We start from the raw sequence: 15,609 nt of genomic DNA, 5'->3' as shown, positions 1-15,609 counted from the left end.
AGATGAAAATAAACTCGGATTTATTTGTGAAGTAAATTTGAATGTGTAATATTCTGAGTACTTTTGTCGCCATGCAGGAAGTAGCACAAATTTAAGGGAATATGTTGTTCAATATTCATGGTGAGGTAGAAGTAAGCGTTTATAAGTTATCTTTTAAAGGGGAGGGAACTTATGAGAAAAAATTGGCGGATGTCTAGCACATTAAGGCTTTTTTTTATACTGGTAGTCATTCTGCCGATCATCTTATTCTCCATCATTATTCTAAATATTTATAAGCGAGATATTCTTCAGCAAAATACATCACGATCTCAGCAAACGGCTCAAGCGATCTCCTATTCCGTTAGTCAGGAAATAAGGAGGTTGACGGGACTATTTGCTTCTATCGGTATGGACAGGGATGTGATGGCAAAGCTTTATGAAATTAATCGTAAGAGTGGAGTCGAGAAACAGCAGGCTTACTATGAGCTAAAGGTCTTAATAGAGAAGTACACGGCATCCATCTCAGGACGAGTACTGTCGGTGAACTTCCTATTTAAAGATCATCAATCCTATTCGTACTTAAAGAACTTGAATTTGGATGATTCTTATTTTCGCCAAAAAACGTGGTATGGGCAGGTGCTAAATAATCCCGATAGCGTTCATTTTCTGGGGATGATGCCCAATATTTTATATGGTAACTACAATCCTTACAATATGGTTGCTGCCCTATCTCCAAGTGTAATCAATCCTTTATCCCAGCTAGAAATGATTCTTTTTACGTTTGAGAGTAGTGCCTTTGATCATATTTTGCAGTCACGTGATAATACGGAATCCAGCCTTTTTATCGTCACAGAGGAAGGTCAAATTATCTCATCCAATACCCTTGCCTCTAGAGGGGCGGAATTCCAAATGCACTGGTTCGCAAATCGTGGGCCGCAGGAAAAAGGGTACGTTGTGGATGTTAATGGTGAATATAGAAATTTGATAACCTACGCCAAGATTGATCAGACCGGATGGTGGCTTGTACAGTTTATTCCATATGCTGATCTAACAGCCAATTACCTTAGTGTGAATTATATCGTCTGGGTGTTTGCATTGATGATCATCTTAGCATTTATTCTTGTTTCATTTTACTTTGTATCTAATGTTACTAAGCCGTTAAATGAGCTTCTCCGGCAAATGGATCTGGTTACTGAAGGTGATTTAAACGCTAAATTTATGAGAACCGGCAGCCTGGAGCTAATTAAGCTTGGGCATTCTTTTAATCACATGACGGAGCGTATTCAGGATCTGCTCTACCATCATGAAAGGCAAGAGGTGGAGAAGCGAAAGGCGGAGTTTGCAGCACTTCAGTCGCAGATCAATCCACACTTTTTAATAAATACACTCAATTCAATCAAGTTTATGGCTTTAATCAGTAAAGCAGATAACATACGGAATATGACACATGCGCTAACTCGTCTACTGGCTTCTTCTTTTAATCGAGGTGGAATTCTGACTACGATTGATGAGGAAATAGATCATTTAAAGAATTATTTGTATATCATGGAGATTCGTTTTGGTAGACCCATTCAAACGAGATGGGAAGTAGATGAGGATTTAGCAGGTTATTATATATTGAAATTGCTACTACAACCTATTTTAGAAAACAGTATTATTCATGGACTAAAGAATGTTGACTATCCTGGTATCATCGAAATCATAGTGAGCAAACAAGCGGAAGATCTTCTTATAACTATAGCTGATAATGGTGTAGGCATGTTGGATATGGATGCTCAGGAATATGACAGCGATGGTATACGCCATCAGCATTCTTTCAGTGGTATGGGAAACAGTAACGTTAATAAGCGAATTCAGCTACATTACGGGAGGCGTTACGGTTTAAAGTACGAGAAGAATAAACCTCAGGGGACGATAGTATCGATAAGACTACCGTTGATCGACACGCCGGAGGAAGAGATGCAGGATCAGTTGTTAGGGGAGGGAGGATGAAGCAAAATGCTGGGGAGGATCATAAAAGATCATAGTCCAGAGGGAAAACATCATTCATGTGTAACTTCAGAGGAGGTATGATGGTATAAACTTTTTTCGAAGGCTGTGATTAATAGAAGTGAAAATAATACTCCGTGTGTCTCTAATAGGGATCATTTCTCTTATTTTTGTAGGTGGCTTCTTCTCTTTAAGTAAGTTCAGTCCCAAAGGAGGGGCAATAGAGCAACAACAGGGAAAGGTGAATCTGGATCAACCGATTAAAATAAAATTCGGCATGTGGGAAGCGAAGACAGATATCAAATTTTGGACGGAAAAAGTAAGAGACTACTCTAAAATTAAGCCTAATGTAACGGTTGAAGTAGAGACAATTCCCGATAATAGCGGTCAGTATTTAAAGGTTCGATTAGCAGCCAATGATTTGCCGGATATTTTTTACCTGAAGCCAGATGACCTACTCACTTACAAAGCAGTACTTCTTCCACTGGATGGATTAACCGCAGCAAAAAACAATAAATATCCCGCTAGATTAGATCATTCCATTCTTGGTCTACCACTTGTATCCTTCTCTGAATATGTCTATTACCATCCAAGTATCTTTCAAGAGGCCGGCGTAGAGATTCCGCAAACGATGGATGAATTTATGGATGTGATGATGAAGATTAAAGCGCATGGCAAATATATTCCGATTGCGATTGGCGGGAAAGAGAATTGGACGTTTTATCCTTTCACTGAGTTCGGACCGCCTCTACTATCCAAGGATGAAAATTATTTATCTTCAATCGCACAGACGAAACGTCCTTTCGGAAAAGGTTCTCCTTTCGAGAAAGCAGCAGTGATGATTAAGAAAATAGCAGAAAATGAACTAGCAGGGCCCGATGCACTCAATATTGGTGTGGATCAGGCAACGCTGCTGTTTCAAAATAATAAAGCGGCTATGCTTGCACTCGGTCAGTGGTATCTTAGAGATCATTTATCCAAAATGAAGGATGATAAAGATTTAGATGCGTTCACATTGCCCTGGAGAGAGACAACTTCTGAGCGTTTGCAGGCAATCACTATGCCAGATCAATATATGGCGATCAATAAAAATTCCAAGAATACGGAAGAAGTTAAAGCATTTTTAGAGTGGGTATTTAGCCGGGATGTTTACCAAGTGTATATTAATTATTCGCAAAATTCATCGACAGTGATCAATATTGAATCATTCCTGCCGTTCTTCAACAATGTTCAAGAGAAGCACCCCTTTGAGCCGTTTATGTACCTGGGGATCGATGAGAAGTTTGAAAAAGTAAAAAATGCCATACAGTTTGATGAAAAGAAGGCTGCACAAGAAATTTTTTCAGGTGCTGAGGTGTCCGATATTCAAGAAAAATTGAATGATGATTGGGAGATAGCGGTTGAGGCTTTGAGGTAATCCTATAGATCAATTATGGAGGGATTTATGATGAAATTTAAAGCTCTCATTGTTGATGATGAACCATTAGCTAGGTTAGCCCTCCGGGAGTATATATCCATTGCTTCGACCGAATTTGAGATTGCAGGGGAAGCAGGAGATGGTAAGGAGGCATTAAATATGCTGAAAATCCATCAGGATGTGGATCTAGTTCTGGCAGATATTCAAATGCCAAATATGAATGGAGTAGAGCTACTCGAAGCACTGAATAACACTACTTTTTCGAATCAACCATTAACCATCATGCTTAGCGCATACGGAGATTATTCTTTTGTAAGAGATTCCTTTGTGCTCGGCGCCTTTGATTACATTGTTAAAGCCAAGTTAGATGAAACTTATATTGCACCGGTACTGACTAAGACTGTGGATGAATTGAAGCGGCGGCAAAGCTCCTCAAAGACAGTATCAACCTTAGAGGACGTAGAAGCTTCGATCTGTTCCGTTCTGCATCGACTTTGCCTATCGGATTCTTTAGAAGTGACAGATGATGATATAACACCTTCGTTGGAGCTTGTTCGAAAGCATATGGGGGAAAAAAATCTGGAGGTTGCGCTTCTTAGGTTATCAGATACCGTTCAATTTGAAGATTCACACCGTATGATTATGCAGACGATACGAACGGTAACGAATCGAAGTAGAAGTGAAGGGATCTGCAAAGTATGCAGATATGATGACAGACATTATGTTTTGTTCTTCTCTTTTCCAGAGCAATGCAGCATCATCGCCATTCGTAGATTGACAGACATAATCTTGTCTGAGGTGAGCATGAGATTAAAGCAATTTATTAATTTGAAGTTATCTATGGGCATCAGTGATATTGTGGATGGTCATCAGCAGTGGAACCGATTATTCCGCCAAGCTGAACGATTAGCAGGGTTGAGTTTCTACCAGGGGTACAATCGATTATATTATCCGGAAGCTGAAAGACGTCCATCTATTAAGGAAAGTGACTGGAAAGAAGCATGGTATTTGGCTAGAACCGAAATGCTGAAGTCATTAAGTGATCCGGATTTAATGAAATGGCAGGAGGTCTATGAACACTGCTGTAACTTGTTGATTCAGCGATACCCTTGTTCACCTGAGCTTATCAAATCAGATGTAGTCGATATGACTTGGGAGGCAAGCGCATTAATTTATCAAAAAGGCGTTTCTTGGGAAAAGCTTCATGATAAGCTGCCTTATCCCATCACGGATCATATTTATAAGCAGGAAACCTGGGAGAATACGGTGCATTGGTGCCGACTGTTCTTGGAACATCTGCATCAAAAGCTGCATCCGAAAGATCAACCCAAGGAATGCTTTCTTAGCCCTGTTGTTGCTAAAACGAAAGAGCTCATAGAGAAAAACTTTAACGAAGATGTCCATTTGTCGAATATTAGTCAGATTGTCGGTGTAAGCGAGAGCTATTTAAGCAAACAGTTTTCCAAAGAAATAGGTGTTAATTTCATTCAGTTTCTGACGAATCTGCGAATCGAGAAGGCTAAAAAGGCGCTGGAGAGCGGAATGAAAATATACGAGGTTTCTGAGCAAGTAGGATACGTGAATCCAGAACATTTCAGTCGTATTTTTAAAAAAATCACAGGAATTAGTCCCTTAGCTTATCGCAGAGAGAATGAATAACAAAAATAATCAATGTTGAACAAAATAAATCATGTGTATCCGTTTTCAAAATCCATATGATAGGGGGGAGTTACAATTCACGGGTGAAGGGATGTTCTTATGAGACGCAAACGATTCACATTCGCACTAATCTGTACGTTATGTTCTTCCATGTGGTTGAGTACAGTCCATGCTGAAAAAGTCTCTGACTTCGAGATGCAGACATCAGCTACTGAATCTGCTAATTCTACGTTCACCATTACATTAAAGGGGAAAGATATTCAAGACTTATACGCATATGAAGCTAAATTTAATTTTGACCCGAAAGTGCTTGAGATTGTAAAAGCAGAAACGAAGATCAAAGGCTTTTCTGTATCTCCAATCGTTAAAAACAATGAAATTACGATAGCCCATACCAAGATCGGAAATGTGAATGGTGAAAAGGGTAATTTGGACATTGCCACGATTACCTTTAAAGCTAAAAGGGCTGGTACAACTGCAGTAAAATGGACCGCATTAAAGGTTCTTGATCGTAATCTGAAAGATCAGGAATTCACCCCGAATCAATCCTCAACATTCACCAAGATTTTCAGCGATATCGTCTCACATTGGGCGAAGCAAGATATCATGGAAATGGTCACTAAAGGAATTGTTGAAGGCATGGATGCCGACAGCTTTGCCCCGAATAATAACATCACTCGCGCACAATTCGCAGCTCTTATAGCCAGAGCATTAGATCTTACAGAAGGTTCTGGAAGTAATCCGTTTACGGATGTGAAATCAGGAGTTTGGTACGAAGATACGGTAAAGAAAGCTTATGCGGCCGGAATTATTAGTGGTTTGTCCAAGACGAAATTTGCTCCGGAAAAAAGCATTACTCGTGAAGAAATGACAACGATGCTGATGCGAGCGAAAGCTTATGCTTCCGGTGTAAAGATCGATAGTATAGCCTCAGATTCTACTACTACGTTTAAAGATGATAGTAAAATAAGCCCGTGGGCTAAAGCGTCGGTGGGCTTTGCCTTGAAATCTGGATTAATGAAAGGTAGAACTCAGACTACATTTGCACCAAAAGAATCTGCAACAAGAGCGGAATCAGCCGCTGTTATCAAGCGATTGTTGAATTCCAAGTAATACAAAAAAACATATAATGACGCACCTTCTTATGGAAGGAGGGCTCATTATGGCCTTGTGATGTCAAAAAAATACAATTAAAGGAAATATGTGAATTGATAATGTTCATTCTACTTATATTTAAGTGAAAAGAGGTCGTAGAGATGAGAAAACGTTACAAAGCGGTTAGCTTGCTATTGACGTTGTTGCTAGGGGTACAGCTTGGCTTGCCATCGGCAGCCGTATTCGCGGCTCAAGAATCGGACGTGTATTTCAGAGATTACAATGATGGCAACATCAGCGGATGGGCTGCAGCTAAGGGGACCACTACTTTTTCTGCGGATCAAGGTGCTGTAAAGGCGGTGACACAAGGGGTTGTTATTTTAGCAGACCAAGATTCACCTCAGGTTGCCAATGCTGAATATGAGGTGAAGTTAAAATTTAGTCAGCCTGCCACACGATTTGGACTGGTCTACCGATTCGTCGATAGCAATAACTACAATGTTATCCAATATGATGCGGGTTCTTGGGGCTGGGATGCAATGAAAGGAGGGACGGAATCGTATGGAAATATTACGGCTCCTAGTTTTACCTTTGCTGCTGACCAACAGTATACCCTCAAATTGCGATATGAGAAAGGTAGCGTAGCTTTATCGATCGATGGCAATAACGTGCTTACGACGAGTCTTCCCTCATTATCGACAAGTGCAGGGAAGATTGGACTACGCAGCTGGTTTAATAACAAGACCCTATGGATTGACGATGTGAAGGTAACTCCAATTGTATCCACTGATCCAGTACCGAGGCCGATTACGATTACAGAAACTTTAAGCTCGGATACGATGAAGGTTGAAATCGATAAAGAGTTCCCACGGGTTAAACAATACACATGGTTAGACAGCGGCGCGGAAATGTATGGACAGTTAAATGGATTTAATGAGATAAAAATCAACGAGAAGTCCTATTTCGTAGTCGCTTCTGATTTTAGTATAAAAGCAGCAGATGCCACTCATGGTGAGTCTGCAGCCTACACGCTTCAGATTCCAGAAATTAAAGTGAATCTCAAAGTTGAAATGGAGGTTCAGGATAACATTCTTCAGTTCAAAGTGGCCAGCATTGAAGAGAATGGTACTGAAAAAGTGAGAACGATCGAATTCCCTGATCATGACCTTGTCTCTGTAATTGGAACCCAGCCTACAGCGCAGGAAACGGCTGTCCGGATAACTGGGGGCTGGAACGTTGTACAGGACGAATTTAACGATCTTAAGACAGGAGTAGCAGACGTGAGTGGGGGTCGTGCATACGCATTCGTTAACTCCGACGTCTTAGCTGCGAGTGTAATCACCAATGTAGTAAATGGTTTTGATAAGGTACGTATTAAGGTAGGCGATGATACAGCACTCCATACGAAGAAAGCAGCGTTATCAGGAGGCTCATGGGTTTATCGTGGAAGTACTGTGCTTGATCCGGAGCCACTGCCTTGGGCTAAGGTTGTACTGACTCCAGATGCGAATGGAGACAAAGTTGTTGACTGGCAAGATGGAGCTATTGTATATCGTCAGAATACGGATGCTCCAACCGGCAGTGAAATGATAAGGGACAATATCTCTTATATCAGCATGAACATCGGATCTACTACAACTTCTCCGTTCTTGCGTGCTTTTGATAATGCGAAGAAGATCTCTAATCTCACGGATGGCTTTGGACAGCTGATTCTATTCAAAGGATATCAAGCGGAAGGTCATGATGACTCTCACCCAGATTACGGCGGTCATATCGGTATCCGTCAGGGTGGAGTGAAGGATTTTAATTATATTTTGAGTGAAGGAAAGAAATACAATATCCGCGGCGGTGTACACATTAACGCAACAGAATACGCGCTGGATGCTTTCGGCACCAAAATGGAAAATATGAATCAGCCATTGAGTAAAGGTTGGGGCTGGCTGGATCAAACATTCTATGTTAACAAAACCAAAGATGTGGAATCCGGTGAATTAAAAAGACGTCTGGATATGCTGAAAAGCGACACAGGCGACAACCTATCGTTTGTATATGTGGATGTATATGATGGTGCCGATTACAATGCGAAGAAACTCGCAGATTATATCAACGGTAACGGCTGGATGCTCGGAACAGAATTTGCAGGACCTCTGTTTGAGCAGGCAGCTTGGGTTCATTGGGGAACAGATCCGGGGTACCCGAACCAAGGTGACGATAGCAAGGTTACCCGTTTCCTACGGAATCAATCGCTGGATGGCTTCTTAACAACCCCTTTACTGAAAGGGAATAAGCAGGTAGGGGTGGGTTACTGGCAGAACAGTGCTCCATTCTACAGCTACCAATCAACTAGTGCGGCATTCTTCAATCACAATCTACCAACAAAATATATGCAGCATTTCCCGATCATCAAGATGACCGATAACCGTATTGATTTTGAAAAGAAGGTTGTAGTTGAACGTAAGCAGGACGGTAAGATCCATTTAAGTAAGGATGGTCGTGAAATCGCTATCATGACAGATAGCAGCAACATTAGTGACAGTACGGTCTTTATTCCATGGAGTCCTGAGACAGAAGAAAAAATCTATCACTGGAATCCAGCAGGTGGCCAAACGACTTGGAGTCTTCCAGACTCATGGAGTAACGTAACGACGGCACAGCTATATAAGCTGACAGATTTGGGACATGAGCATGTTGGCAGTGTAGAAGTAACTGGAGGTAAAGTCACACTTACCGCGCAGCCGGGGATTGGTTATGCCCTGTATAAGACAACAGCTGCTGAAGAGCCGGAAATGGTATGGGGCGAAGGGAGTTCGGTAAAGGACCCGGGCTTTGACAGCCAAACATTCGGCAGCTGGAAGAAATCTACCACAGCTGCAAGTGATGATCACATTAAATTTGTGAAGAACAGTAACGCCGATGACCAGCTTCAAGTAAAGGGTCCTGGTGATGCAGTAATTCAGCAGGAGATTACCGGACTTACACCGGGCAAGACGTATTCTGCATCAGTATGGGTGAAAGTGGATGGGAAACGCACCGTGGAAATCGGTGTGAAGCAAGGGGCTGACAAGGTTGTCAATACACTGGATAACACAGAGCATGGCTTTTTAGCCCAGCAGCATAAATATGTGAGCACGAACTTCCAGCGGATTAAGGTTACCTTTGATGCGGTTAGTGAAACCGCAAATCTCTATTTGAATGTAGAAGATGGAAGTTCGACGGTAACCTTTGACGATGTAAGAGTATGGGAGAATCCAACCAAGACAGACGCTGGTAATTCTGTATTGTTCGAGGATTTCGAGAACGTTGATGAGGGCTGGGGTCCCTTCGTTTATTCTAAAATAGGTCCAGTTCGTACGCATTTAGTTGAAAAAGGCGACAATCAGATCATGAATTATGTTCTGGATGGTAATTGGTCGCTTAAAACGAATGAAGATGCAACCGGTGAATGGCTGCGTACATTGCCTCACACGCTCCGAATGAAGGAGGATAACCGTTACCATCTGACGATGGACTACAATTCAGATGAGACGGATATGTACACAGTGGCTATTCGAGTGAAGGAGAATGGGGTAGTTCGTGATCTGGTGAGTGAGAATTTGAAAGAAGGACGCGACACGCTGGATCTATCTTTTACAACCGAAGGGGCGAAAGATGCCTATCTGGCCATTATCAAAAACAAGCTGAACAGTCAGAAGGAGTTAACCGGTACGCTGGTGGTCGATAACATTCGCGTCGATGATGAGGGTGCGATCGTTCCGGAGGAAGGTGTACTTGTTTCGACTATTACACTAACGCCAAATAAGATGGATCTGAACAAAGGACAGTCAAGCACTGTTAGCGCTCAGGTAAAACCAGCAAATGCTCAGGACCGGACACTGCTCTGGACTTCTGACCATCCGGAAATTGTATCGGTGGATCAGGCCGGAAAAGTTACTGCGCTTCAAGCGGGAACAGCCATCATTACTGCTACCGCTAAGGATGGAAGTAAAAAAAGTGCAGCCTCGACGATTAATGTGTATATGCCTAACACGCAAATCCCACAATCGCAAATGACTGCAACGGCCAGTAGCTTCCAGCCTGGAGGTGAAGCAAGTCTAGCACTCGATGGAGATATGTCTACAATCTGGCATACGAAATGGAGCCCGGCACACTTACCGGAATCCATTACTCTGGACCTCGGAGGCAAATATAACATTAATCAATTCAATTATTCACCTAGAGTATCTGGAACCAATGGAACGATTACAAGCTATAACCTGTACACCAGTGTTGATGGAACGAATTTCACAAAAATTGCAGATGGATCATGGTCCCTCGATCAGACCACAAAAATTGTTCGCTTTACAGCTATAGAAGCAACACATTTGAGACTTGAGGCTATAGAAGGCGTGGGTACCTTCGCATCTGCTGCCGAACTCAATGTGTTCAAGACGGAAGATGAGGCAGAGGTAGTAAAAGTCACAGGCGTCGTTATGGATAAAGAACGGCTAGAGATTAAAGTAGGCAGCACAGGCGAATTGAACGCTGTGATAGAGCCTCTTAATGCTTCGAATAAAAAAGTACTCTGGAGCAGCAGTGATGAAGCTGTAGCAACCGTTGAACAGCAAGAAGGTCATGCTTTAGTTAAGGGATTAAAGGTAGGCGAGACCTTAATTACGGCAACGACAATGGATGGGGGCTTCTCTGCGACCAGTCGGGTTATCGTAACAGAAACAGACGGTGAGTTAAAATCTTCCTCTACTTTGACAGCGCCAAGTCAAGTTCAGCCAGGAGAAGTGTTCAAAGTTCAATATGGACTACGGAATCTGTCTGATAAGATTTTTGCGCAGGATATCGCCCTAGAGTATGCAGCGGATGTTATGGAATTCGTTGAGGCGCGTTCGTTAATTAGTGGGGTAAGCGTTATTGATTCAATCAACAGCACCCCAGGTAAACTTCGCTTTATTGTAGCAAGTGAAGGTGCGACCCATGGAATTAGTAACAGTGCAGACGTCCTCGAATTAACCTTTAAAGCGAAGGAAGTTAACCAAACGGTAAATGGGGCAATCGCCGTTAAGAGTGCAATCATTTCAGATGATCAGGGTAAAGAAATTCCGGCAGCGAACTCTTCCGTAAATATCGAGATTGGTAAGAAAGGAACGCAAGGCGACATCAACGGTGACGGTAAAATAACGATCGGGGATCTGGCGATGGTTGCAGCGCAGTATGGCAAGACTTCAGCAAGCCCTGATTGGGAGAAAGCGAAGAAAGCAGATATTGACGGTGACGGCAAAGTCGGATTGGAAGATTTGGTTATTGTAGCACGCAAAATTGTAGAGTAATCAAAGTCATAGGCCAGGTACATGTGTGAGTAACTAAACATGATGTACCTGGTTTTTTTCAAAATTGATGATTTGACTAGTAGGAGGATGACAGATGAAAAAATGGTTGTACGGCTTTACAGTTTTTTGTCTAGTGCTTTACTCTACTCCACTACCATTTGCAGCAGCGGCTGAAGCAGAGAATGCTAAACCAAAAGTGATACCAAGTTTACAAGAGTGGACTGGCGGTAGTGGTTCTTTCAAGATGACTGACAGTTCCAGAATCGTTGTCCCCACGAGTGAATGTTTATGTGAACTACCAGCTACCGCAGAGGTCTTTCAAGAGGATCTTAAAGAATTAACTGGATATGATTTGCCAATTGTTCAAAATAAGCCTGCTTCTAAAGGGGACTTCCTGCTTAGGCTCGATAAGACAGCTGATGAATCGATTGGCAAGGAAGGCTACTACTTTGAAGTAGGAGATTATGTGGAAATACATGCAAACACTGAGACCGGTGTGTTCTATGGAACAAGAACGGCACTACAAATTTTGGAGCAAGATCCTGAGAAGGCAAGCATTGTAAAAGGGGTAGCGAAGGATTTTCCTAAGTATGGAGAACGCGGTTTTATGCTTGATGTAGGACGCAAGTTTTTCACGATAGACTTCCTGAAGGATTACGCCAAATTTATGTCCTACTACAAAATGAATGATTTCCAGCTCCATCTGAACGATAACGAGATTTTTAAGGATAACAGCCGGGAGCATTGGAACAAATATACGGCTTTCCGTTTAGAAAGTACCAAGTACCCGGAATTAACGGCAAAGGATGGACACTACACGAAACAGGATATGCGTGAATTGCAGGACATCGCCAAAATACGGGGGCTTAACATCACGCCGGAAATTGATACCCCCAGCCATGCTCTTTCATTTACAAAGGTTAGACCAGATCTGGTTAAGGATAATTTGCCTGTCGATCATCTGGATATTACACGTCAGGAAACGGTCGATTTCATCAAGGATGTATGGGACGAATATTTAGATGGGGAATGGTTTGATTCAGAAACAGTTCATTTTGGAGGCGATGAATTCGCACCTAATGATCGGACTACGTTTGAGAAGTATCGCGAGTTTTTGAACACGATGAACGAACATTTAAAGAGCAAGGGAAAGAAATCAAGAATGTGGGGCAGCTTGAATGCATTCCCGGGTACCACGGTAGTAGATAAGGATATAGCCGTAAACGCCTGGAATAACGGTTGGCAAGATCCGGTAGCATCGGTGAGAGATGGATTCAAAATTATCAATACGGTGGATTCCACGCTCTACATTGTACCGAAGGCTGGATATTACCATGATTATCTGGATTCTCAGTGGTTGTTTAATAACTGGGACCCAACCAACTTTGGTGGAAATACGAAGCTGCAGGAAGGTGAGCCGAACCTGCTCGGTGCGATGTTTGGGGCTTGGAACGATATGATGGGCAAGAAAGTAAGTGAGGCGGACGTCCACGATCGTGTGAAGAAAGCGATGCCTGTCCTTGCAGAAAAGATGTGGAGAGGCCAGTCCACGGACAGCACATTCACCGAGTTCCAGCAGTTGTCAGCGATGCTAGGCGAAGGTCCTGGAACGAATTTATTACATGAAGTGAATACGGCCACTGATCTTGTTGTTCATTATCCATTTGAAGAAGGCGCGCAGACGGTCTCTGATCAGTCCGGAAATTCCTATGATGCTACATTAGGAGCTGGCGTTACTCGCGTGGATGATGGAAAAACAGGAAAAGGCGTACGGTTTGCAGGGACTTCAGATCATATTCAAACACCGCTTCAAGTAAAGGGCTTCCCTTGGACGGTCTCCACGTGGGTTAAGCTTAATGATCAACAAGAAGCAGATGAAAAAATACTGATGGAATCCGAATATGGTGCAATTAAGCTGAAGCAGAAAGGGACACCAAATGCCGGATTCACCCGAGAGGGCTATGATTACAGCTTTAATACAGCGATTCCTGTTGGGCGCTGGGTACATGTTGCCTTCAGAGGAGATCTAAATGGAACTTCTCTGTATATTGATGGAGATCTAAAAGGCTCTGTTGCTGTAACTACAATGCTACCTGCGGCTATAATCGGCAGTTCATCCAAAGCATTCACTGGACTACTGGATGAATTCAAGATTTTTAATCGGGTACTATCAGGAAAAGAAATTGCGGAGGAAGCAGGATCACCCGCTTGGACCATCAATTTAGCTGCTCACAAAACAGCAGTAGCTTCTTCCGTCGAAGTACCTCAATTTCCGGCTAGTCTTGTAGTGGATGAGGTTGATACGGGTGCTTCTCGCTGGTCCTCTAAATATACCGACAACGAGTGGATCTATGTTGATTTAGGCCAAAGTACTGACATTAGCAAGGTTATTTTCAAATGGGAAAGTGCTTATGCCAAAGGCTATAAAGTTCAAGTATCCGATAATGCGGAGAACTGGCGGGACGTTTACACGACTAACGCTGGCATTGGCGGAGTAGAGATTGTCAAATTCCCAACTGAACAAGCGAGATATGTCCGAATGTTAGGTACGAAGCGAGTGGGAACCTATGGTTACTCCATGTATGAATTTGAAGTCTACGCTCCTAACCCAGAGGATCCTGTAGAAGTTCCAGCGCCTGTGAGATATTCAGCGAGCTTTGAGAATAACTCGCTCGAAGGCTGGGAGCATGTCATCGGTAAAGGTGTCGGACGTATGGAGCTTGTAGAAGCACCTGATCAAGCGGGTGAGCATGCCGTTAAGTTCACCTCCAACAGTGTAAATAATCTGTTTATCGATCAGCAATCTCCGAGCATTGGAGACGGTGAGATCGAGTTTAAGATTACGCCGCAGAGTGATGTTATACGAACGGGTGTTATTTTGCGCTATGTCAATAATGATGCTTGGGCTTCTATAGGCTTTGATCAAGGTGCTTGGTACTGGGTGAACGCTCAGGATTCGTACGGTTTATTGAGCAATGCTCAGGCCGCCAAATTGAAAAAAGGCACAACATCGACCGTAAAAGTGAAGTTTGAAGGGAAACATGTAACGCTGATTATCAATGGAACGACTTATTTCGATGATGCTATTGCACAGATCCCAACAGACGCTGGGAAAATGGGGGCTAGAGTATTCGGTCCTTCAGTTACCGTGTTTGATAATTTTATGTACAGCAATAACGTTCCTGAAGTTCCGGTAACCGGTATCAAGCTGGATAAAGCTGAGATTTCGATGAAGGCCGGAGAAACACAAACGCTAAGTGCCTCCCTTCAACCGGGGAATGCAACAAATAAACAGGTGACCTGGAGTAGCAGCGATGCCGCTATTGCGACTGTTCAAGTTCAAGGCGGGAAGGCTGTCGTAACTGCGTTAAAGGCAGGTACCGCTGATATTACTGCAACTACCGTATCCGGCGGATATAAAGCGGTGAGCAAGATTACGGTGGCAAGGGAGGTTCCAGGTGAAGCAGCAACAAGCTTAGCTGCTCCGCAAACCATTCCTTATGGTCAGAATTTCGATATAACGTTAGGCCTACACAATGTTACAAAGGCGGTGTATGCCCAAGATATCACGATTGCATTCAACGCTTCACTAATGGATTATGTATCCGCTAATGCGTTGGTGGACGGCGTGAGTATCCTTGAGACGAAGAATACAGAAGGCACTGTACGTCTGATTCTGGCTAGCCAAGGTTCAGGGAGTGCGATTAAAGGGGATGTTGATGTAGCTAAGATTACCTTTAAGGCTAAGGATCTGACAGAACCCCAAACCGGACGTATTACTGTAAAGCGTGCAACGCTTGGGGATAGCGATGGACAGGAAATAAGCGCAGCCACTTCCTCGGCTCAGGTGGAGTTTACAACAACAGTGCCAGAACCTTCTAAGGATTTGAATGGTGATGGCAAAGTCAGCATCGGCGATCTGGCTATTGTCGCAGCTAACTACGGAAAGAGTTCTGCAGACCCAGATTGGGATAAGGCGAAACGGGCAGACATCAATAGTGACGGCAAGGTCGATCTGACGGACCTGGTGCTTATAGCTAAAGACATTGTTATCGAATAACAATAGCAACTTGAATCCAAGCGGCAAGACAAGGAATTCAAACTACAGTGGAGGCTGTATCCTGTCTTGCCGCTTCATTTGAATGGAGGGAA

At 43.0% G+C, this 15,609-nt stretch carries 6 protein-coding genes; all 6 read left to right on the top strand.

Features of this window, described 5'->3' with window-relative positions:
- The first annotated feature begins 171 nt into the window (after positions 1 to 171).
- The 6 genes from NSQ29_RS17710 (at position 172) to NSQ29_RS17685 (ending at position 15,517) form a co-directional block, all read left to right on the top strand.
- Entirely contained in the window at positions 172 to 1,971 is a 1,800-nt protein-coding gene (locus tag NSQ29_RS17710; protein WP_341125730.1) for a cache domain-containing sensor histidine kinase, read from the top strand.
- 118 nt (positions 1,972 to 2,089) lie between these two features.
- On the top strand, positions 2,090 to 3,385 hold the full coding sequence (locus NSQ29_RS17705; RefSeq protein ID WP_143759572.1) for an ABC transporter substrate-binding protein: 1,296 nt from the start codon (positions 2,090 to 2,092) through the stop codon (positions 3,383 to 3,385).
- Between the two features lie 27 nt (positions 3,386 to 3,412).
- Positions 3,413 to 5,044 (top strand): response regulator transcription factor, encoded by a 1,632-nt coding sequence (locus NSQ29_RS17700; protein ID WP_341125729.1) that lies wholly within the window; start codon positions 3,413 to 3,415, stop codon positions 5,042 to 5,044.
- Positions 5,045 to 5,143: 99 nt separating this feature from the next.
- The gene (locus NSQ29_RS17695; RefSeq protein WP_341125728.1) at positions 5,144 to 6,157 is read left to right on the top strand and encodes an S-layer homology domain-containing protein; all 1,014 of its coding nucleotides are present in this window, start codon (positions 5,144 to 5,146) and stop codon (positions 6,155 to 6,157) included.
- 143 nt (positions 6,158 to 6,300) lie between these two features.
- Positions 6,301 to 11,457, top strand: a complete 5,157-nt coding sequence (locus tag NSQ29_RS17690; protein WP_341125727.1) for an endo-alpha-N-acetylgalactosaminidase family protein — start codon at positions 6,301 to 6,303, stop codon at positions 11,455 to 11,457.
- Between the two features lie 94 nt (positions 11,458 to 11,551).
- On the top strand, positions 11,552 to 15,517 hold the full coding sequence (locus NSQ29_RS17685) for a family 20 glycosylhydrolase (RefSeq protein ID WP_341125726.1): 3,966 nt from the start codon (positions 11,552 to 11,554) through the stop codon (positions 15,515 to 15,517).
- Positions 15,518 to 15,609 lie beyond the last annotated feature (92 nt).

Origin of the sequence: Paenibacillus sp. FSL F4-0236 (assembly GCF_038000135.1) — a bacterium.
Taxonomy (GTDB): Bacteria; Bacillota; Bacilli; order Paenibacillales; family Paenibacillaceae; genus Paenibacillus_AQ.
The sequence above is the reverse complement of the archived record's forward strand: the minus strand, read 5'-3'. Positions and strand labels throughout refer to the sequence as shown.